The sequence below is a fragment of the Clavibacter davisi genome, assembly GCF_052751415.1.
The window spans coordinates 2310512-2329180 of sequence record NZ_CP199882.1 but is presented as its reverse complement, the minus strand read 5'-3'; the positions used below and the strand labels follow the sequence as shown (position 1 = coordinate 2329180).

General features: G+C 74.6%; 18 protein-coding genes. 10 read left to right on the top strand and 8 right to left on the bottom strand.

The window, feature by feature from the left end; all coding sequences use genetic code 11:
• Positions 1-17: 17 nt before the first annotated feature.
• The 5 genes from ACU4ZT_RS11010 to ACU4ZT_RS10990 form a co-directional block, all read right to left on the bottom strand.
• Positions 18-914: a glucose 1-dehydrogenase gene (locus ACU4ZT_RS11010; RefSeq protein WP_445337171.1), complete on the bottom strand. Its 897-nt coding sequence runs from the start codon at positions 912-914 to the stop codon at positions 18-20.
• A 49-nt stretch (positions 915-963) separates the two neighbouring features.
• Positions 964-1257 carry a hypothetical protein gene (locus ACU4ZT_RS11005; RefSeq protein WP_254654448.1) on the bottom strand — a complete coding sequence of 98 codons (294 nt, stop codon included), beginning with the start codon at positions 1255-1257 and terminating at the stop codon, positions 964-966.
• Positions 1258-1259: 2 nt separating this feature from the next.
• Positions 1260-1544 (bottom strand): hypothetical protein, encoded by a 285-nt coding sequence (locus tag ACU4ZT_RS11000; protein ID WP_414748975.1) that lies wholly within the window; start codon positions 1542-1544, stop codon positions 1260-1262.
• 101 nt (positions 1545-1645) lie between these two features.
• Positions 1646-1801, bottom strand: coding sequence for a hypothetical protein (locus ACU4ZT_RS10995; protein ID WP_270981061.1), 156 nt, complete (start codon positions 1799-1801; stop codon positions 1646-1648).
• 1 nt (position 1802) lies between these two features.
• Positions 1803-2114, bottom strand: coding sequence for a hypothetical protein (locus ACU4ZT_RS10990; RefSeq protein ID WP_414764056.1), 312 nt, complete (start codon positions 2112-2114; stop codon positions 1803-1805).
• Between ACU4ZT_RS10990 and ACU4ZT_RS10985 the strand changes: the two genes are divergently transcribed.
• The 4 genes from ACU4ZT_RS10985 (at position 2083) to ACU4ZT_RS10970 (ending at position 9240) form a co-directional block, all read left to right on the top strand.
• Complete coding sequence (locus tag ACU4ZT_RS10985) at positions 2083-3441, top strand: phosphoribosylaminoimidazolecarboxamide formyltransferase (RefSeq protein WP_445337170.1); 1359 nt, start codon at positions 2083-2085, stop codon at positions 3439-3441. The genes ACU4ZT_RS10990 and ACU4ZT_RS10985 overlap by 32 nt on opposite strands.
• A gap of 242 nt (positions 3442-3683) precedes the next feature.
• Positions 3684-5318, top strand: coding sequence for a pyridoxal phosphate-dependent decarboxylase family protein (locus ACU4ZT_RS10980; RefSeq protein ID WP_445337169.1), 1635 nt, complete (start codon positions 3684-3686; stop codon positions 5316-5318).
• Positions 5315-6700, top strand: a complete 1386-nt coding sequence (locus tag ACU4ZT_RS10975) for a lysine N(6)-hydroxylase/L-ornithine N(5)-oxygenase family protein (RefSeq protein WP_445337168.1) — start codon at positions 5315-5317, stop codon at positions 6698-6700. Before ACU4ZT_RS10980 ends, ACU4ZT_RS10975 begins: the two co-directional genes overlap by 4 nt.
• Positions 6697-9240 (top strand): GNAT family N-acetyltransferase, encoded by a 2544-nt coding sequence (locus ACU4ZT_RS10970; protein ID WP_445337167.1) that lies wholly within the window; start codon positions 6697-6699, stop codon positions 9238-9240. The genes ACU4ZT_RS10975 and ACU4ZT_RS10970 overlap by 4 nt, the downstream gene beginning before the upstream one ends.
• 105 nt (positions 9241-9345) lie before the next feature.
• Here ACU4ZT_RS10970 and ACU4ZT_RS10965 read toward each other — a convergent pair whose 3' ends face one another.
• Both ACU4ZT_RS10965 and ACU4ZT_RS10960 read right to left on the bottom strand, forming a co-directional pair.
• Positions 9346-9804, bottom strand: a complete 459-nt coding sequence (locus ACU4ZT_RS10965; RefSeq protein ID WP_012038780.1) for an Hsp20/alpha crystallin family protein — start codon at positions 9802-9804, stop codon at positions 9346-9348.
• Positions 9805-9939: 135 nt separating this feature from the next.
• Positions 9940-10290 carry a hypothetical protein gene (locus ACU4ZT_RS10960; protein WP_063070603.1) on the bottom strand — a complete coding sequence of 117 codons (351 nt, stop codon included), beginning with the start codon at positions 10288-10290 and terminating at the stop codon, positions 9940-9942.
• Between the two features lie 159 nt (positions 10291-10449).
• On the opposite strand from ACU4ZT_RS10960, the gene ACU4ZT_RS10955 reads away from it, so the two are divergent.
• The 4 genes from ACU4ZT_RS10955 (at position 10450) to ACU4ZT_RS10940 (ending at position 14004) form a co-directional block, all read left to right on the top strand.
• Positions 10450-11142: an SDR family oxidoreductase gene (locus tag ACU4ZT_RS10955; protein ID WP_063070701.1), complete on the top strand. Its 693-nt coding sequence runs from the start codon at positions 10450-10452 to the stop codon at positions 11140-11142.
• 86 nt (positions 11143-11228) lie between these two features.
• Positions 11229-11846 carry a MarR family winged helix-turn-helix transcriptional regulator gene (locus tag ACU4ZT_RS10950; protein ID WP_445337166.1) on the top strand — a complete coding sequence of 206 codons (618 nt, stop codon included), beginning with the start codon at positions 11229-11231 and terminating at the stop codon, positions 11844-11846.
• On the top strand, positions 11843-12787 hold the full coding sequence (locus ACU4ZT_RS10945) for an NmrA family NAD(P)-binding protein (RefSeq protein WP_445337165.1): 945 nt from the start codon (positions 11843-11845) through the stop codon (positions 12785-12787). The genes ACU4ZT_RS10950 and ACU4ZT_RS10945 overlap by 4 nt, the downstream gene beginning before the upstream one ends.
• 200 nt (positions 12788-12987) lie before the next feature.
• Complete coding sequence (locus tag ACU4ZT_RS10940; RefSeq protein WP_445337164.1) at positions 12988-14004, top strand: NADP-dependent oxidoreductase; 1017 nt, start codon at positions 12988-12990, stop codon at positions 14002-14004.
• Here the strand turns inward: ACU4ZT_RS10940 and ACU4ZT_RS10935 are convergent.
• Positions 13952-15214 (bottom strand): YihY/virulence factor BrkB family protein, encoded by a 1263-nt coding sequence (locus ACU4ZT_RS10935; protein ID WP_445337163.1) that lies wholly within the window; start codon positions 15212-15214, stop codon positions 13952-13954. The two genes, ACU4ZT_RS10940 and ACU4ZT_RS10935, sit on opposite strands and share 53 nt — an antisense overlap.
• A gap of 90 nt (positions 15215-15304) precedes the next feature.
• On the opposite strand from ACU4ZT_RS10935, the gene ACU4ZT_RS10930 reads away from it, so the two are divergent.
• Together ACU4ZT_RS10930 and ACU4ZT_RS10925 are read left to right on the top strand one after the other, a co-directional pair.
• Positions 15305-16888 (top strand): CYTH and CHAD domain-containing protein, encoded by a 1584-nt coding sequence (locus ACU4ZT_RS10930; RefSeq protein WP_414764048.1) that lies wholly within the window; start codon positions 15305-15307, stop codon positions 16886-16888.
• 22 nt (positions 16889-16910) lie between these two features.
• Positions 16911-18641 (top strand): carboxylesterase/lipase family protein, encoded by a 1731-nt coding sequence (locus ACU4ZT_RS10925; RefSeq protein ID WP_254654446.1) that lies wholly within the window; start codon positions 16911-16913, stop codon positions 18639-18641.
• The last annotated feature ends 28 nt before the right edge of the window (positions 18642-18669 follow it).

The window sequence follows — 18669 nt, the reverse complement described above, 5'->3', positions numbered from 1 at the left end:
CGCCCGACGTCAGGTCGCTACGGCGTCGGCATGCCGCCGTTGACGTTGAGCGTCTCGCCGATCACGTAGCTCGACTCGTTCGACGCGAGGAACACGTAGGCGGGGGCGAGCTCGGCCGGCTGGCCGGCGCGGCCGAGCGGGGTCTGCTCGCCGAACTCGGGCAGCGCGTCGGCGGGCTGGCCGCCCGCGGTCTGCAGCGGCGTCCAGATGGGGCCGGGCGCGACGACGTTCACGCGGATGCCCTTGGGCGCGAGCTGCTGCGCGAGGCCCTTGGAGAACGCGTTGATCGACGCCTTGGTCGTGGCGTAGTGCACCAGGTTCGGCGACGGCGCGTAGGCCTGGATCGACGACGTGTTGATGATCGTCGAGCCCGGCTTCAGGTGGGGGAGCGCGGCCCTCGTGATCCAGAACATCGCGTAGACGTTGGTCTTGAAGGTCAGGTCGAACTCCTCGTCCGAGATGTCCTCGAGCGCGTCGACGTTCTGCTGCTTGCCCGCGTTGTTGACGACGATGTCGAGGCCGCCGAGGCCCTCGACCGCCTTCGCGACGAGCTCGCGGCTGAACTCCGCGGTGGAGATGTCGCCGGGGATGGCGACGGCCGTGCGTCCCGCCTCCTCGATGAGGGCGACGACCTTCTTCGCGTCCTCCTCCTCCTCGGGCAGGTAGGAGAGCGCGACGTCCGCGCCCTCGCGGGCGTAGGCGATGGCGACGGCCGCGCCGATGCCGGAGTCGGCGCCGGTGACGAGGGCCTTGCGTCCCTCGAGCCGGCTGGATCCGCGGTACGTCTTCTCGCCGCGGTCCGCGGTCTCGTCCAGGTCGGCGTCGAGGCCGGGCCCGTCCTGCTGCTGCGCGGTCGGGTCGATGTCGGCGTACATCTTGGTCGGGTCCTGGAACGTGTACTGGTCGGTGCTCATGTGCTCTCCTTCGGCTGGTGCGTCGTGCGGGTGCGTGGGGTGCCGGGCGTCAGCTCGGCGGGGTGTCGTCGAGGTCGATGTCCTGGCCGGCGAGGTCGTTGTCGGCGAGGACCGCCTCGGCCTCGCCGTCGACGCCGAGGGCGTCGGCCTCGGGCTCGGCGTTGGCCGCCGCGACCGCGTCGTCCTCGTCGATCTGCTCCACGGGCTCGTCGGTGTCGGGCAGCACGGTCTCGCCGGCGACCGCGTCGTTCACGACGGTCTCCTGGTCCATGCCGACCGCGTCGAGGGCCGTGTCGTCGCCGGTGGCGTCGTCACCGGGGGCGGTGGAGGTGGCGTCCGTCACGGTCACTCACCCGCCTCGGGCTTGGGGTGGCCGGGGATCGAGTCGCCGCTGAGGTTGAGCTCGTCGGGATCCACGTCGATCTCACCGACGTCGTCGGGTCCGCCCGATCCGGGGAGCACCTGCACGTCGTCCGCGGCGGCGGGCACGTCGTCGGAGACGCCCTCGCTGTCGACGATCTGCTGCTCCTGCTTCACCTGCGTGTCGTCCTCGCTGGGCGAGATGAAGTCCTTGTCCTGATTGGTGTCTGAGGTGTCCGCGGGCTGGAGGCGCGGATCGTCGGTGTCCATGCGGCCGACGCTACGCTCGGCCTCCCGCGGCGTGTGGTGGCGTTCAGGCAACGCCCATGCACGGGATCCGGGCGGGGCGTCGCCGGGGATCCCGAGCCGGATCACATGTCGTCGGGACCCTCGCCGAACGGGTCGGGGGCGTCCTCGCGGGCGTCCTCCTCGGCGGCCTCGGCCAGCTCCTCCATCGAGTCGGCGTCGATGGCTGCGGGCTCGGCGAGCGGGTGGCGCGCGGCGCCGTCGGCCGTCGGATCCGTCACGTCAGCGGCCTTCGGGGTCGACGTGGCCGGCGGCGTCGTCGGCGGGCGCGCTCATGTGCGAGTCGGCGGCCGTGACGGAGCGGTTGTCCGGCACCTCCGGGTACTCGGCGCTCGCGGGATCCGCGTCCTCCACCTCGAGGGTGTCCTCCTCCGCGTGCCCGTAGTCGGTGCCCTCCGGCTCGCGGACCGCGTCTCCCACGCCGGCGGGGCCGCCGTCGGCCGCGACCACGTCGTCCACGGTCACCAGCCCGTCGGGATCGCCGGGGCCGCGCCCGGTGCGGATGCCGTCTGCGTGCTCGTCGCGATCGCTCATGCCCCCACCCTACGAGCGGGGGCGGGCGGCGACCCGGTCCCGGACTGTGCACGGAGCAGCGGGCGCCGGGCGGATCCTCGATGTACTGGCGTCCCGCGGCACGATCCCGACCGCTCCCGACGCGCGGATGCGACGCGTCACGACGACCGCAGGAGGCGATGGCGACATGGACATGCGATACGGGATCAACCCGCACCGGGACCCTGCGCGGCTCGCACCCGTCCTCCCGGACGCCATGCCCTTCTCCGTCGTCAACGGCGAGCTCTCCTACGTGAACGTCCTGGACGCCCTGAACGCGTGGCAGCTCGTGCGCGAGGCCGGCGTCGCACTCGGCGCGGTGGTGGCCGCGTCGTTCAAGCACGTGTCCCCGGCGGGCGTCGCCCGGTCGGGCGGGCTGGATGCCGTGCTCCGCGCCGACGCCGGGCTCGACGCCGCGGAGGAGGTCGACGACGTGACGAGCGCGTACCTGCGGGCCCGGGATGCCGACCCCAAGTCGTCCTACGGCGACTTCATCGCCGTCAGCCACGCGGTCACCCTCGATCTGGCGACCCGCGTGTCGTCCGTGGTGTCCGACGGGATCATCGCCCCGGCCTTCGAGCCCGGCGCCGTCGACATCCTGCGACGGAAGAAGGGCGGCGCCTTCGTCGTGCTCGAGGCCGACGAGCGCGTCGTGCCTCCTGCCGAGGAGTCACGGGACGTGCACGGGGTGCGTCTCACGCAGCCGCGGGACGACATGGTGATCGACCGGCGGCTGCTCGCGCCCGCGGACGGGGGGCCGCTGCCGGATGGCGCCGTGGACGACCTGCTCCTCGGAATGGTCGCGCTCCGCTACACACAGTCGAACTCCGTCGCGTACGTCCGCGACGGCGTCACCCTGGGGATCGGCGCGGGGCAGCAGTCGCGGGTCGACTGCACGCGTCTCGCCGGCGCGAAGGCCGATGCCTGGTGGCTGCGGCGCCTCCCGGAGGTGCGGGACATGGCGTTCCGCTCCGGGGTCGGGCGACAGGAGCGGATCAACGGGCGGATCCGCTGCCTCGAGGGCGACATGACGCCAGACGAGGCATCCCGACTGTCCCGCGTGCTCCTCGGCGGAGTCCCGGTGATCGACGCCGCCCGACGACGCGCATGGCTGGCGGGGCTCGATGCCGTGGCCTTCGTCTCCGACGGGTTCCTGCCCTTCCGCGACAACGTCGACCACGCCCGGCGGCACGGTGTGTGCTGGATCGCGGAGCCCGGCGGATCCGTGCGCGCCGACGAGGTCGCGGCCGCGTGCGCGGAGCACGGGATCGTCCATGTCCGGACCGGCCTGCGGCTGTTCCACCACTGAGGCGGCTCGCCGCGAGGAGGGACGCACGGCACGGACCCATCGGTCACCAGGTGCCTCTGCCACGCCGTGCGGCCCGGGCGCCCCCGATCCGGGGTCGCGCGACCGCCCCGCGGAGGGTCCCCGCGGGTCGTCGTCGGCCGGGTTGCGTTCTCGCCCGAGCACGTCGATAGTAGGTGAGCCTTACCTAACTCGCACGCCAGCTCGTGACCCGGACACGGCTCCACCTCGACCGCGAAGGACCCATGTCTCCCACTCCGCACGCCCCCGTCCCCCTGTCCTCTACCCTCCTCGCCGACCGCCGCGCCGACCCGCTCGCGGCCGATGCGGACCCCGCCGCCGCGCTGTTCTCCGACCGCTCGCTCCCCGGCTGGGACGCCGCGCTCCGCGCCGCCGCCGACCACGTGCGCTCCGCCGCCCGGCGCGCCGACGGCCCGTTCACCGGGATCACGCCCGACCGCCTCCGCCGCTCCTTCGCGGGCCTCGACCTCGACCGCCCGCTCGGCGGCCTCGACGCCGCCCTCGACGAGCTCGACGACCTCTACCTCCGCGACGCCGTCTGGTTCCACGACCCGTCGTACGTCGCGCACCTCAACTGCCCGATCCTCATCCCGGCCCTCGCGGGGGAGCTCATCCTCTCGAGCGTCAACACGTCGATGGACACGTGGGACCAGAGCGCGGGCGCGACCCTCATCGAGCGGTCGCTCATCGACTGGACGGCGGGCCGCATCGGCCTCGGCGACGACGCGGACGGCGTCTTCACGAGCGGCGGCAGCCAGTCGAACCTCCAGGCGCTGCTGCTCGCGCGCGACGAGGCGGCGGCCGTGCACGGGCTGTCGATGGCCGACCGGCAGCGGATGCGGATCCTCGTGAGCGAGGTCGGCCACTTCAGCGTGGAGAAGAGCGCCCGCATCCTCGGGCTCGCGCCCGACGCGGTCGTCCGCGTGCCCGCCGACGACGCCATGCGGATGCGCGTCGACGCCCTCGAGCGCGAGCTCGCGCGCTGCTACGCGGCCGGCCTCCTGCCGATCGCCGTGGTCGCCACCGCGGGCACGACCGACTTCGGCAGCGTCGACCCGCTCCCCGTGATCGGGGACGTCTGCCGCCGCGAGGGCATCTGGCTGCACGTCGACGCGGCCTACGGCGGCGGCCTCCTCACGTCGCTCCGGCACCGGCGGCTCCTCGACGGGATCGAGCGCGCCGACTCCGTGACGGTCGACTACCACAAGACCTTCTTCCAGCCCGTGAGCTCCAGCGCGCTGATCGTGCGCGACGGCCGCACGCTCCGGCACGCGACCCTGCACGCGGACTACCTGAACCCCGCCGACCGGGCCCACGAGGAGATCCCGAACCAGGTCGACAAGTCGCTGCAGACCACGCGGCGCTTCGACGCGCTGAAGCTGTGGCTCACGCTGCGGACCGTGGGCGCCGACGGGGTCGGACGGATGCTCGACGACGTCATCGCGCTCGCCGACCGCACCTGGCTCGCGATGCGGCGGGATCCGGCGCTCGAGGTGGTGGTGCGCCCGGAGATCAGCGCGCTCGTGTTCCGGTACGTGCCGGCGGGGGAGCGGGACGGATCCGCGGGGCCCGACGCGGGCGCCCGCTCGGACGCCGTGAACCGCGGCATCCGGCAGGCGATCCAGGACTCGGGCCGGGCGATGGTCGCGGCGACGCGCGTCGGCGGGCGCGCGCACCTGAAGCTCACGCTGCTGAACCCCGCGACCACGGACGCGCACATCCGCGAGATCCTCGGGATGGTCGTGGCGGCGGGGGACGCGCTCGACGCGGGGTTGGGCGACGTCACCGTGGCTGCGGAGGCCGGCCACGCCGCCGACGCCGCCCGTGCCGTCGACGCAGTGGCGGAGGTCGCCCGATGAGCGCCGCGACATCGGTCGGCGCGCCCGACCGCATCCGCGACGTCGTCGCCGTGGGCCTCGGCCCGGCGAACCTCGGGCTCGCGTGCCTCGCGGATCCGCTCGACCTCGACCTCGTCGTGCTGGAGCGGAAGCCGCGCTTCGACTGGCACCCCGGCATGATGCTGCCGAGCGCGCACCTGCAGACGCCGTTCCTGGCCGACCTCGTGACGCTCGCGGATCCGACCTCGCGCTTCTCGTTCCTCGCCTACCTCAAGGACACCGGGCGGCTCTACTCCTTCTACATCCGCGAGGACTTCTTCGTGCTCCGCAGCGAGTACGTCGCGTACTGCCGGTGGGCGGCGGAGCGCGCGCGGGGGATCGAGCTCGATCGCGACGTGCGGGCGATCCGCTACGACGAGGCCGCGGGCGCGTACGTCGTCGAGTCGGTCGACTCCGCGGGCGGCGCGCACGTGCACCGCGGACGGAACCTCGTGGTCGGTGTGGGCACCCCGCCGTGGCTGCCCGAGGCCGTGCGCGACCTCCCGGGCGTCGTGCACAGCTCCGGCTACCTCGGCGCCAAGGACGCGCTGCAGGAGCGGGATGCGATCACGGTCGTCGGCAGCGGGCAGAGCGCCGCCGAGATCTACCGCGACCTCCTCGAGGACGTGGACTCCCGCGGGTACCGGATCGACTGGATCACGCGCTCGCCCCGGTTCTTCCCGCTCGAGTACACGCGGCTCACGCTCGAGATGACGAGCCCGGAGTACAGCGACCACTTCTTCGGCCTGCCCGCGGAGGCCCGCGACGTGCTCCTGCGCGAGCAGCGGAACCTCTACAAGGGGATCGACTCCGAGCTCATCGACGACGTCTTCCACACGCTCTACCGGAAGCGGCTCGCCTTCGACGCGCTGCGGGCGGAGGGGCGGCTGGCGCACGGCGGCGACGCAGGATCCGGCGTGCCGACGCGGCTGCTCACCAACGCGGAGGTCGTCTCGTCCCGGGCGACGCCGGACGGCGGCGCGGTCCTCGGGCTCCGGCATGCGGAGACGGGCGCCGAGCGCGAGTGGCCGACGGGCGCGGTGATCATGGCGAGCGGGTACGACGCACAGGCCCCGCGGATCCTCGACGGGCTCGGCGACCGCGTGCACCGTGACGCGCGCGGCCGGCTCGACGTGGCACGCGAGCACACGGTCGACGACGCCGGCACGCTCTTCGTGCAGAACGCGGAGGTGCACACGCACGGCTTCGTGGCGCCCGACCTCGGGATGACGGCGCACCGCAACTCGCGGATCCTGCGCGCCATCACGGGCCGCGAGACGTACGCGGTGGAGGAGCGGATCGCGTTCCAGGAGTTCGGGCTGCCGGACGACGCGCCCACGGCCGGATCGGGGGTGCTCGCGTGAGCGCGCCCGCGCCCGCGCCCGCCTCGACCGCCGCACCCGACGCGGACGCCGCGGCCGGAGCGGACCTCGGGGCCGAGCCCCGCAACGGGCTCGACATGCGCCCGCTCGATCCCGACGGCGACGCCGCCCTCGTGCACGCCTGGGTCACCGCACCGCGCGCCCGCTTCTGGCAGATGGAGCACGCGACCCTCGACGACGTGCGGGCCGAGTACCGGTCCATCGCGGCGGATCCGCGGCGCGAGGCCTGGATCGGCCTCCACGACGGCGTCCCCGCGTTCCTCGTGGAGGCGTACGACCCGGCCGACGACCCCATCGGCGCGCACCTGGATCCGCTCCCCGGCGACCGCGGGATGCACCTGCTCGTCGCCCCGCCGGCCGGCGACCCGCTGCCCGGGTTCACGACCGCGGTCATGCGGCACGTCGTCGCGCACCTGCTCCGGGACCCGGCCGTGGAGCGCCTCGTCGTCGAGCCCGACGTCCGGAACACCCGGATCCAGCGCCTCAACGAGCTCGTCGGCTTCCGGCCGCTCCGGGTCGTCGACCTCGGCGCCAAGCACGCGCTCCTCAGCGTCGCCACGCGCGACGACGCCCTCCCGCACGCCACCCCCACGGACGGACACGCCATGACCCTCACCCACGACCGCTCCCTCGACACCCACCCCGAGTCCCGGCCGGCTGCCGCGTCGAGGACCTCCGAGCCGGATCCGCGCGTCCACCCCGCCGCGCACCTCCGTCCCGACGCCTGGGCCGCCGCCACGCGCCACCTCGTGCGCAAGGCGCTCGCCGAGTTCGCCCACGAGCTGCTCGTCGAGCCCGAGCGCGTGGATCCGGAGCGGGCACCCGGCGCACCCCGCACGCCGCACGACCCGCGCGCCTGGGCCGACTACCGCGTCGCGAGCGCCGACGGCCGCAGCGCGTACGCGTACCGGGCCAGGATCCTCGAGCTCGACCACTGGGACGTCGACGAGGCGAGCATCCGCCGCACGGTCGACGGCGAGCCCGCGGCCCTCGACGCCATCGACCTGGTGCTCGACCTCCGCGACCGCCTCGGCATCACCGACGAGGTGCTGCCGGTCTACCTCGACGAGATCCAGAGCACGCTCTCGGCCGCCGCGTTCTCGAGACTCCGCGACGTGCCCGACGCCCGCGGCCTCCTCACCGCGTCCTACGCCGAGGTCGAGTCGACGATGGACGAGGGCCACCCCTGCTTCGTCGCGACCAACGGCCGCATCGGCTTCGACCTCGACGACCACGACCGGTACGCGCCCGAGGCGGGGGAGGACGTGCGGATCCTCTGGCTCGCCGTGCACGAGCGCCTCGCGCACTTCGCCTCGGTCGACGGCCTCGACCGGGAGGCGTTCCTCGACGCGGAGCTCGGCCCGGTCGTCCGCGGGCGGTTCCGCGCGCGGATGGCGGACCACGGCATCGACCCGGCGGAGCGCGTCCTCGTGCCCGTGCACCCCTGGCAGTGGGAGAACGTCGTCACGGTCACCTTCGCCGGCCTGATCGCGACGCGCGACATCGTGCTCCTCGGCACGGGCGACGACGAGTACGGCGCCCAGCAGTCGATCCGCACGTGGGCGAACCGCACGACCCCGGAACGCTGCTACGTGAAGACGTCGCTGTCGATCCTCAACATGGGGTTCACGCGCGGGCTGTCGCCGGCCTACATGGCGGTCACCCCGGCGATCAACGACTGGGTGCACGCGCTCGTGACGGGCGACGACGAGTTCGCGCGCCTCGGCTTCGGGATCCTCCGCGAGGTCGCGTCCGTCGGCGTGCGCGACGCCCGGGTCGACTCGGCGCTGCCGCCCGGGCACTCCCACGGCAAGATGCTGTCGGCGCTCTGGCGCGAGTCGCCCGTCCCGGGTCTCGCCGAGGGCGAGCGGCTGATGAGCATGACGAGCCTGCTGCACGTGGACGCGGAAGGGTCGAGCGTGCTGGACGCGCTCATCGACGCGTCCGGGATCGGCGCCGCGGCGTGGATCCGCCGCTGGCTCGACGCCTACCTCGTGCCGCTCGCGCACGCGCTGATCGCGCACGACCTCGCGTTCATGCCGCACGGCGAGAACGTGATCCTCGTGCTCCGCGACCACGTCGTCGTCCGCGTGCTGATGAAGGACATCGCCGAGGAGGTCGCCCTCTTCGACATGGAGCGCGAGCTCCCGGAGGACGTGCGGCGGATCCGCATGGAGATCCCCGAGGACGAGCGCACCCTCACGGTCTTCACCGACGTGATGGACGGGTTCCTGCGGTTCGCGGCCGCGCTCGTCGAGGACCGCGACGACCTCGGCCCCGACGGCCTGTGGCGCGTCGCGGCGGAGGCGCTCGCCGACCACGAGCGTGCGCACCCGGAGCTCGCGGAGCGCTTCTCCCGGTTCGACCTGTTCACGCCGTCGTTCGACCGCTCGTGCCTCAACCGGCTGCAGCTGCGCGACAACCGGCGGATGGTGGACCTCCAGGCGCCGGTGATGCAGATCCACGGCTCGCTGCGCAATCCGCTCGCGATCCACGCGGGGCTGCGGCCGCGGATCGGCTGACGCGTCGGGCCGGCCGGGCACGCGCCCGGACGCGAGAGGAGCCGCCGCCCGCGGGTGCGGACGACGGCTCCTCGTCGTGTGCGGCGCCTCACGCGCCCGGGCGGATCAGCTCGCGGCGTGCGCGCCCTGCTCCACCGTCAGCGTGCGGCCCTCCTGGCCCTGCGGCTCGTCGGACGTGACCGCGATCTTGCGCGGCTTCGCCCGCTCGCTCACCGGGATGGTGACGCTGAGCACGCCGTTGGCGTAGTGCGCCGAGATGCGCTCGGTGTCGATGCCCTGGCCGAGCGTGAGCTGGCGGAGGAACGTGCCGGCCACGCGCTCGCGCGTCAGCCAGCGGACGTTCTGGTCGCCGGCGAGAGTTCGCTCAGCGCGGATGGTCAGCAGCTGGCCGTCCACGTCGATGTCGACCGAGCCCGGGTCGATGCCCGGGAGGTCGGCGGCCAGCACGTAGGTGTCGCCCTCGCGGTGCAGGTCGATGGGCATCGGCCGGTTCGCCTGGCGGGTCTCGGCCAGCGCGCCCATCGCGCGGTCCAACTCGCGGAACGGATCGAAGGTCATGTTCATGCTCGACTCCTCTGATGATCTGCGGTGATGATCTCCGGGGTTGAGCCCCCTCGGCTCAACTGCGTTCAGATTAGCACTCGGGGTGGGGGAGTGCCAAGGCGTTCGCCGAGGGCGAATACCGCTCTCATCACCGGTTCAGGCGCGTCGGCGCAGGTCGCGCTCCATGCGGCCGATGAGCGTCCAGACCGCACGCGAGAGGTCCGGGTGCTCGAGCGCGATGGCGCGCAGCAGCCCGTACTCGAAGCGCGCGACCACGCCCGGCTCGGCCGACGGGTGCCGCACGCGGGCGAGCTCCTCGGCCATCCCGTCGGCCTCGAGCGCGTCCTGGCGGAGGGTCGCGACCACGTGCTCGTCCACGGTCGGCAGCTGCGGGATGACCTCCCAGGGGTCGTCGCCGTTCCGGCAGCGGTGCTCGATCACGGCGTCCAGCTCGTCGCGGGCCTCCTGGCGCAGCACCTCGAGGCTGGCGGGGAAGCGGGCGTGCACGGGCGGATCCTCTCGGGCGGCGGGCCGCCGGGCGGCGGGCCTCTTCACGCTACGTCATGGTGCGGAGCGCTCCCGACCCGTCGCGTTCCGCGGCCAGCCGCGGCCGTCGCGGGCCCGGCGCCCGTCGGTAGCCTGGAGGACCGCGACCCAGGAGGATCCATGACCGACCACGCCCGCCCCGTCGCCCTCGTCACGGGAGCCACCCGCGGCATCGGCCGCGCCGTCGCGGAGGACCTCGCCCGCACCCACCGCGTGATCGTGCACGGCCGCGACCGCGCCGCCGTCGACGCGCTCGCCGCCTCCCTGCCCGACGCGGTCGGCTGGCCGGCCGACCTCGCCGCGGGCGGCCTCGCCGGCCTCGTGCCGGCCCTCGACCGCCTCGACGTGCTCGTGCACTCCGCCGGCGTGATCGGCGGCGACGCCGTGGCCGAGACGCCCGTCGACGAGTGGCGCCGCGTCTTCGAGGTCAACGTCTTCGCCGTCGCGGAGGTGACGCGCGTGCTGCTGCCCGCGCTCCGGGCGGCCCGCGGGCAGGTCGTGCTCGTCAACTCCGGATCCGGCTTCACGGCCAACCCCACGGGCGGCGTGTACGCGGGATCCAAGTTCGCCCTCCGCGCGCTCGGCGACGCCCTGCGCGAGGAGGAGCGACCGCACGGCGTGCGCGTCTCGAGCGTGCACCCCGGACGCGTCGCCACCGACATGCAACGTGAGCTCCGCGCCAAGGAGGGCGGGGAGTACGACGAGACGCGGTACCTCGAGCCCGCGTCGGTCGCGCGCGCCGTGCGCCTCGTGGTCGACCAGACGCGCGACGGCACGCTCGAGTCGGTGTCGCTGCGGCCGTTCGGCGGCTGAGCCGGGGGCGGTGCTGCGCGCCGGCCATCCATCGCGCGCGAAGATCGTATTTGCAAAAGACGATCTTCTGGGGGTACGTTCTCCCCATGACCTCCTCCTCCTCCGCGACCCGCGACCGCGCCGACCACGACCCCGACGTGGACGCGTCCGGCATCGACTGGGGCTCCGGCGGCATCGAGACGCAGTTCGGCTGGTCCATCCAGGCCGTCTACCAGGGCTTCGTGCGCACGGCGCAGACCGCCGTCGCGGACGTGCCGGGCGGCCCGCGCGGGTACCAGGTGCTCGTCGCGATCACCACGGAGGAGCCGTCGTCGCAGCTCGCGCTCGCGCAGCGCCTCGGCATCGACAAGACTCAGATGACGTACGTGATCGACGCGCTCGCCGCGGGCGGGCACGTCGAGCGGCAGCCGCACCCGCGCGACCGGCGGGTCCGCCAGGTCGTCGCGACGGACGCCGGACGCGCCCTGCTGGCGACGGCCCGCATCGCGCTCGGCGAGGTCGAGGACGGCCTGATGCGCGACCTCGCCCCGGCCGAGCGCACGGCCTTCCGGCGTCTCCTCGCCCGCGTAGCCGTCGGCATCGGCGAGGCCGCGGGCCCCGCCGCCGAGCAGTCGGACGTGGCGCGCCTCGAGCAGCCCGTCGCGGCCCCCCATCGTTCGCGCCGACCGGCGCGCCGCACCCCCCGAGACGGAGAACACTCGTGACCACCTCTTCCCCCGCATCCGCATCCGGCCCCGTCGTCGTGGCTGGCGCCACCGGCGACATCGGCCGCCGCATCGTCCGCGAGCTCCTCGCGGCGGGCGCGCGCGTCCGCGTGCTCACCCGCCCCGGCAGCAACGCCGCCCGGGACGCGTGGGGCGATGACCCGCGCGTCGAGGTCGTCGAGGCGGCGTACACGGACCGGGCCGCGCTGATCCGCGGGGTCGACGGCGCGCGCGTCGTCGTCTCCGCCGTGAGCGGCGCCCGTGCCGTGATCGTCGGGGCGCAGCGCGCGCTGCTGGCCGCGACCGTCGCCGCCGGGGTCCCGCGCTTCATCCCGTCGGACTACTCCGCCGACTACCGCCGCGTCACCCCCGGCAGCAACCGCAACTTCGAGCTGCGGCGCGAGTTCTCGGCCGACCTCGACGCGGCGCCCGTGCGCGCGACCTCGGTGTTCATCGGCGCCTTCGCCGACATGCTCACCGGCCAGGCGCCCATCGTGCTGTTCGACCGGCGCCGCGTCCTCTACTGGTCGTCCGCCGACCAGGTGCTCGACTTCACGACCAAGGACGACACGGCGCGCGTGGTCGCGCTCGTCGCCCTCGACGACGACGCGCCCCGCGCGGTCGAGGTCGCGGGCGACCGGGTCACGGCGCGCGACCTCGCGCGCATCATGACCGAGGTCACCGGCACGCCGTTCGCGCTGCAGTGGGCGGGATCCACGGGCGTCCTCGCCACCGCGAGCAAGGCGATGCGCCGCCTCGGCCGCGACGAGCAGGAGGCGTTCCCCGCCTGGCAGGGGATGCAGTACCTCGTGAGCATGTACAGCGGCGAGGCGGAGCTGCGCCACGTCGACCGCGAGCGGTTCGGCGCCCACACGTGGACGGGCGTGCGGGACGTGCTCGCCGCGCACGTCGAGGAGCGCGCGGCGACGACGGCCGCGTAGCGCGACCCGGGCGGGGACTCGGGCGGGACGGGACGAAGGGCGGCCGGGCGGACGGACGCGGCGACGCGCCCGGCCGTCACGTCACGAGGCCACGGCTCGCTGGGTGCCGCACCCAGACGGCGGTGGTTGGGTGGGGCCGCGCCACGAGCGCCGCGGGCCGGCCGTCCGACCGCCCGCACCCCGAGAACGCAAGGAGACCCATGACTGCACGCAGCATCCAGTGGCAGCTGGCGAAGCGCCCCACCGGCGAGCCCACCCCCGACGACGTCCGCCGCGTCGAGGTCGACCTCCCCGACCTGCAGGACGGCGAGGTCCGCGTCGAGAACGAGTTCATCTCCGTCGACCCCTACATGCGCGGCCGCATGAACGACGTGCCGTCCTACGTGCCGCCGTTCCAGCTCGACGAGACCATGACCGGATCCGCGGTCGGCCGCGTCGTCGCGTCCCGCTCCGACGACCTCGCCGTCGGCGCGCTCGTCAGCCACATGCTCGGCTGGCGCGACGTCGCCCAGGGCCAGGCCGGCGGCTTCCGCCCCGTCCCCGAGGTCCCGGGCGTGGCATCCTCCGCGCACCTCGGCGTGCTGGGCCTCACGGGCCTCACCGCCTACGTCGGCCTCACGCGCATCGCGTCCGTCAAGGAAGGCGACATCGTCTTCGTCTCCGGCGCGGCCGGCGCCGTCGGCTCGATGGTCGGCCAGATCGCCCGCCTGCTGGGCGCCTCGCGCGTCGTCGGCAGCGCCGGGACGCCGGAGAAGGTCGAGCGCCTCACGTCGCAGCTCGGCTTCGACGCCGCGTTCGACTACCACGGAGGCGACCTCGAGGGGAAGCTCGCCGAGGCGGCGCCCGACGGCATCGACCTCTACTTCGACAACGTCGGCGGCGACCACCTCTCCGCCGCGCTGGGCGCGCTCAAGGACGGCGGCCGCGTCGCCAACTGCGGGTCGATCTCGACCTACAACTCCACGGGCGAGGAGATCGCGATCCGCAACACGGGCCGCATCGTCACGCGCGGCCTCACGCTCCGCGGCTTCACCCTCGGCAACCACCAGGACCTCGCGCCCGAGTTCGCGTCGAAGATGGGCCCGTGGCTCGCCGAGGGCCGCATCACGGCCGACGAGACCGTGATCGACGGCATCGACCGCGCGTTCGAGGCCTTCACCGGCCTCATGCGCGGCGAGAACGTCGGGAAGATGGTCGTGCGGACCAGCGCCTCCTGACCCGCACCTCCCTCGTGTCGTCCTCGGGGAGCGTCGGCGGCGTGTCCGCCCGGCGCTCCCCGTCGTCGTCCGCGGGCGCATCCGCCGGGTTGCGCGCCTCCCGCAGCCGCCGCCCCTCGTCCTCGAGGAGCGCGCGGCGGCGGGCGAGGCGCTCGGTCCGGGTCGTGTCCCGCACCGCCAGGCGCAGCGCGTGCTCCGCGGGGATCCCCGCCTGCAGCTGCCGGGCGCGGATGATCTCCACGTCGAGCTCGCCGCCCAGCACGAGCGACAGGTTCCCGATGTAGAGCCACAGCAGCAGCACGATCACCGCGCCGAGCACGCCGTAGGTCGACTCGTAGGTGGCCACGTGCGTCACGTACGCGACGAACCCGGCGGTGCCCAGGCCCCACGCGACGATGGCCACGAGGCTGCCCCAGGTGAGCAGGTCCACCCGCCGGCGGCGCAGGTTCGGCGTGGCCGCGTACAGCACCCCGATGATCCCCGTGAGCAGCACCACGAGCAGCGGCCACTTCACCACGGCCCACACCACGAGCGTCGTGTCGCCGAGGCCGAGGTGCTGCCCGAGCGCCCGGGCGCCCTCGTCGGTGAGCAGCAGCATGCCGACCATCACGACGCTCACGACCAGCAGCACGATCGTCACCGCGAGCATCAGCGCCCGGTACTTGACGAGCGGACGCCCCTCCTCCGTCTCCTGCACGCGGTTCATCGCGCGGCCGAACGCCGTCACGTAGGCGGCCGAGGTCCAGAGCGCGCCGAGGAAGCCGACCGTGAATGCGATGCCGGAGCTGGGGCCGTCGGCGAGCTGCTCGACGGGGTCGCGGATCACGTCGACCGCGGAGCCGCCCAGCACGGCGGTGAGCACGCCGAGCACGCCCTCGACCCCGGCGCGCGTGTCGCCCACGAGCCCGATGAGGCTGAGCACGGCGACCGCGGCGGGGACGAGCGAGAGCGTGGAGTAGAAGGTGAGGCTCGCGGCCATGTCGATGCCGCGGTGCTTCATGACGCCGTAGACCGCCCGACGGCAGGCGTACCAGCCGAGCTCGCGGCCGATCCGCTGGCGGCGGTGCAGGGCGCGCTCGTCGGCGTCGCCGTCGGGGCGCACGGCTGCCGCGGCGTCGGGCCCCGTGCGCCCGGCGACCCCGAGCGCGGCGACGCGTCCGCGCGCGAGGTCGGCGGCGCGCGTGGCGGCGGCGGTCGGGCGGACGGGCATGCCTGCCAGTCTGACCCACGGCCCGGACTCCGCCGCTCCCGGGACGCCCGGCGGCTGGTCGCGTCCACGCGGGTGCGCTACACAGGGGGGATGGTGCACACGGAGTCCGTCGAGATCGAGCGCAAGTACGACGTGCCGGACGGCGTCCCCGTCCCGGACTTCACGGGGATCGAGGGGGTCGCCGAGGCCCGGGCCGCGGATCCGGTCACCCTCGTGGCGGTCTACCTCGACACCGCCGACCACGCGCTCGCCGACCGCCGCATGATCCTCCGCCGCCGCGAGGGCGGGCACGACGCCGGCTGGCACGTGAAGCTGCCGGCCGACGGGGGAGAGGGCCGCACCGAGCTCGGCTGGCCGCTCGCGGAGGGCGACGACGACGACGGCGCGATCCCCGGCCCCGTGCTCGACCAGGTGGCCGTCCACGTGCGCGGCCGGGAGCTCACGCCGCTCGCGCGCCTCGAGACCGTGCGCACCACCGTCACGCTGCACGACGACGACGGCCGCGCGGTCGCGGAGTTCGCGGACGACCGGGTCACCGGATCCGACGTCCGCGGCGGCACGGTGCGCGCCTGGCACGAGTGGGAGGTGGAGCTGCTGCCGGACGCTCCCGCCAAGCGGAAGCAGCGCACGGCGCTCCTCGATCGGATCGAGCGGCACGTCCTCGACGCGGGGGCCCGCCCCTCGGGCAGCGCCTCGAAGCTCGCCCGGGCGCTGGGGGCCGACGCGCTCGGCCGGTCGGCGCCCGCGGGTCCCGCGCTGCCGGATCCCGCGACGCTCACGAGGGAGAGCCCCGCGTCCGACGTCGCCCGCGCCGTGCTCGCCCGCGGCGTCCGCGACCTCGTCGCCGCCGACCCGCACGTGCGCGCCGACGAGCCCGACTCCGTGCACCGGATGCGCGTCGCCGTCCGCCGCCTCCGCAGCGCCCTGCGCACCCACCAGGACGTGATCGACCCCGCCGCCACCGCGCCCCTGCGCGCCGAGCTCACGGCGCTCGGCGTCGTGCTCGGCGATGCCCGCGACATGGAGGTGCTGCGCGACCGCGTCGTCTGGTCCGTGGTCGAGCACGACGCCGACACGGTGCCGGACCACGTGGGCGACGCCCTGCACGACGTCCTCGACGAGCGGTACCGCCGGGCCCGCGAGCGCGTGATCCGGGCGCTCTCGTCCGCGCGCTACGTCGCGCTGCTCGACGACCTCGACCGGCTCGTGGCGGATCCGCCGCTCACGCACGACGCGAGCGCGCCCGCCGGTCCCGCCCTGCACGCCGCCCTCCGCCGGGACGCCGAGCGGGTCGGCCGCCGCGCCGCCGTCGCGCAGGAGGCGCCCGGCGAGGCCGCGCGCGTGGAGGCGCTGCACGAGGTCCGCAAGGCCGCGAAGCGCCTGCGCTACGCGGCGGAGGAGGTCAGCGGCCGCACCGCGCCGATCCTCGGCCGGAAGACCATGCGCCTCGCCGCGGCCGCCGAGGAGGTCCACGACGAGCTCGGCGAGCACCGCGACGGCCTCGCCATGCAGCGCGTGCTCCGCGACGAGGCCCGCCGCCTCGCCGCCCGCGGCGAGGGCTCCTTCGCGCTCGGCGTGCTGCACGAGGCGGAGCGCCTCCGCACGGAGTCGGCGCTCTGGCGGGCGCAGCGGGCGATCGAGCGGCTGCTCGCGACGCCCGTCCCGGGAGCCTGAGGCGGGCACGTAAGCTCGTCGGGTGACCCCCGACGCCGATCCGCCGATGCCGGCGTACGACCCGTCGGAGCTGGACGTCGCGGTCACCGGCGGCACCGTGCGCGGCGTGCGCCAGCGCGGCGTCGAGGCCTGGCGCGGCATCCCGTACGCGGCGCCGCCCCGCGGCGACCTCCGCTTCCGGGCGCCGCAGCCCGTCGTCGGCTGGGAGGGCGCGCGCTTCGCGCAGCACTTCGGCCGGGTGGCGCCGCAGGTCAGCGCGGGCGCCTTCATGGGCGCGCCGCAGGGCACGCCGATGGGCGAGGACTGCCTCACGATCAACGTCATCGCGCCGTCCGGCCTGAGCCCCGACGCCGCGCGCGTCAACCGGGAGTCGCAGCTGCGGCCCGTCATGGTCTTCATCCACGGCGGCGCCTACGTCGTCGGATCCTCGCGCGAGGTCCCCGTGCAGGGCGAGGGCCTCGTGCGCCAGGGCGGCATCGTCTACGTCAGCTTCAACTACCGGCTCGGCGCCCTCGGCTACCTCGACTTCAGCCGCTACTCGACGCCCGAGCGGCCCATCGAGTCGAACCTCGGCCTCCGCGACCAGGTGCGCGCGCTCGAGTGGGTGCGCGACAACATCCGCGCGTTCGGCGGCGATCCCGCGAACGTCACGGTCTTCGGCGAGAGCGCGGGCGGCAACGCCGTCACGACGCTCATGGCGACGCCGTCGGCGCACGGCCTCTTCGCCCGCGCCATCGCGCAGAGCTCGCCCACGAACGCCGTCTACCCCGCCGAGCAGACCGCGCGGTGGGCGGAGCAGTTCGTGGGGATCCTCGCCGATCGCGCCGGTCGCGCGCCCGACGACGCGGAGGCCGTCCGTCTCCTCACCACCGCGAGCTCGTCCACGCTGGCGACCGCCGCGAACGAGCTCATGGTCCGCACGCCCGACCAGGAGCCCGGCACGATCACGTTCAGCCCGGTCATCGACGGCGACGTGCTGCCCGAGCGCCCGCTCGACGCGTTCAAGCACGGTCGGGCCGCGCGCGTGCCGCTCATCATCGGCACCAACGAGCGCGAGGGATCGCTGTTCACCGGACGGCTCGACATACTCGCGACCACGCCGTCGCGCATCGAGGCCGTGTTCGCGAAGACCGACGAGGAGCACCGCGACGAGCTCGCCGCGCTGTACCCCGGCCTCCCGAAGCGCCGGGCCGCGCTCGACTTCGGCGGCGACTACGCGTTCTGGTTCCCGTCGATCAAGGTCGCCGAGCGCCACGCCCGCCACGCGCCCGTGCACTTCTACCGCTTCGACGTCGCGCCGCGACTCGTGCGCCTGATGGGCCTCGACGCGACCCACGGCCTGGAGCTGTTCGCCCTCTTCGACCGGATGGACTCCCTGCTCGGCCGCGGCATGACCCTCCTGGGCGGCCGGCGCGCGTTCGTCGCGGCGGGCGAGCGCATGCGCCTCGCCTGGCTCCGCTTCGCGCAGGACGGCACGGTCGACGAGTCGTGGCCCGCGTACGTCGGCGACGACGAGGACGTCGCGCGCGACCTCGCCGAGGCCGACGACGTCACCGCGGGCACCGGGGCGGCGGGGGAGCGCGGCCCGTCGCGCCGGGGCGTCGGCGTGCGCGCCCGCATCCGCCCGGGCGGCATCCGCGACAGCGGCCCGCGCCGCCGGGCGACCTACGTGTTCGACGTCGTCGACCGCGTGGAGCACGACCCGCACGCCGACCGCCGGGTCGCGTGGCGCGACTTCGTGCCGCACATCTGACCGGCGCCCGGCCCCGGACGTTCACCCG

What these genes read in the sequence shown, in the direction of transcription:
- ACU4ZT_RS11010 (WP_445337171.1), bottom strand. Translation starts at nt 914, where the DNA reads ATGAGCACCGACCAGTACACGTTCCAGGACCCGACCAAGATGTACGCC.
- ACU4ZT_RS11000 (WP_414748975.1), bottom strand. Translation starts at nt 1,544, where the DNA reads ATGGACACCGACGATCCGCGCCTCCAGCCCGCGGACACCTCAGACACC.
- ACU4ZT_RS10985 (WP_445337170.1), top strand. Translation starts at nt 2,083, where the DNA reads ATGCCGTCTGCGTGCTCGTCGCGATCGCTCATGCCCCCACCCTACGAG.
- ACU4ZT_RS10990 (WP_414764056.1), bottom strand. Translation starts at nt 2,114, where the DNA reads ATGAGCGATCGCGACGAGCACGCAGACGGCATCCGCACCGGGCGCGGC.
- ACU4ZT_RS10980 (WP_445337169.1), top strand. Translation starts at nt 3,684, where the DNA reads ATGTCTCCCACTCCGCACGCCCCCGTCCCCCTGTCCTCTACCCTCCTC.
- ACU4ZT_RS10975 (WP_445337168.1), top strand. Translation starts at nt 5,315, where the DNA reads ATGAGCGCCGCGACATCGGTCGGCGCGCCCGACCGCATCCGCGACGTC.
- ACU4ZT_RS10965 (WP_012038780.1), bottom strand. Translation starts at nt 9,804, where the DNA reads ATGAACATGACCTTCGATCCGTTCCGCGAGTTGGACCGCGCGATGGGC.
- ACU4ZT_RS10955 (WP_063070701.1), top strand. Translation starts at nt 10,450, where the DNA reads ATGACCGACCACGCCCGCCCCGTCGCCCTCGTCACGGGAGCCACCCGC.
- ACU4ZT_RS10950 (WP_445337166.1), top strand. Translation starts at nt 11,229, where the DNA reads ATGACCTCCTCCTCCTCCGCGACCCGCGACCGCGCCGACCACGACCCC.
- ACU4ZT_RS10940 (WP_445337164.1), top strand. Translation starts at nt 12,988, where the DNA reads ATGACTGCACGCAGCATCCAGTGGCAGCTGGCGAAGCGCCCCACCGGC.
- ACU4ZT_RS10935 (WP_445337163.1), bottom strand. Translation starts at nt 15,214, where the DNA reads ATGCCCGTCCGCCCGACCGCCGCCGCCACGCGCGCCGCCGACCTCGCG.
- ACU4ZT_RS10930 (WP_414764048.1), top strand. Translation starts at nt 15,305, where the DNA reads ATGGTGCACACGGAGTCCGTCGAGATCGAGCGCAAGTACGACGTGCCG.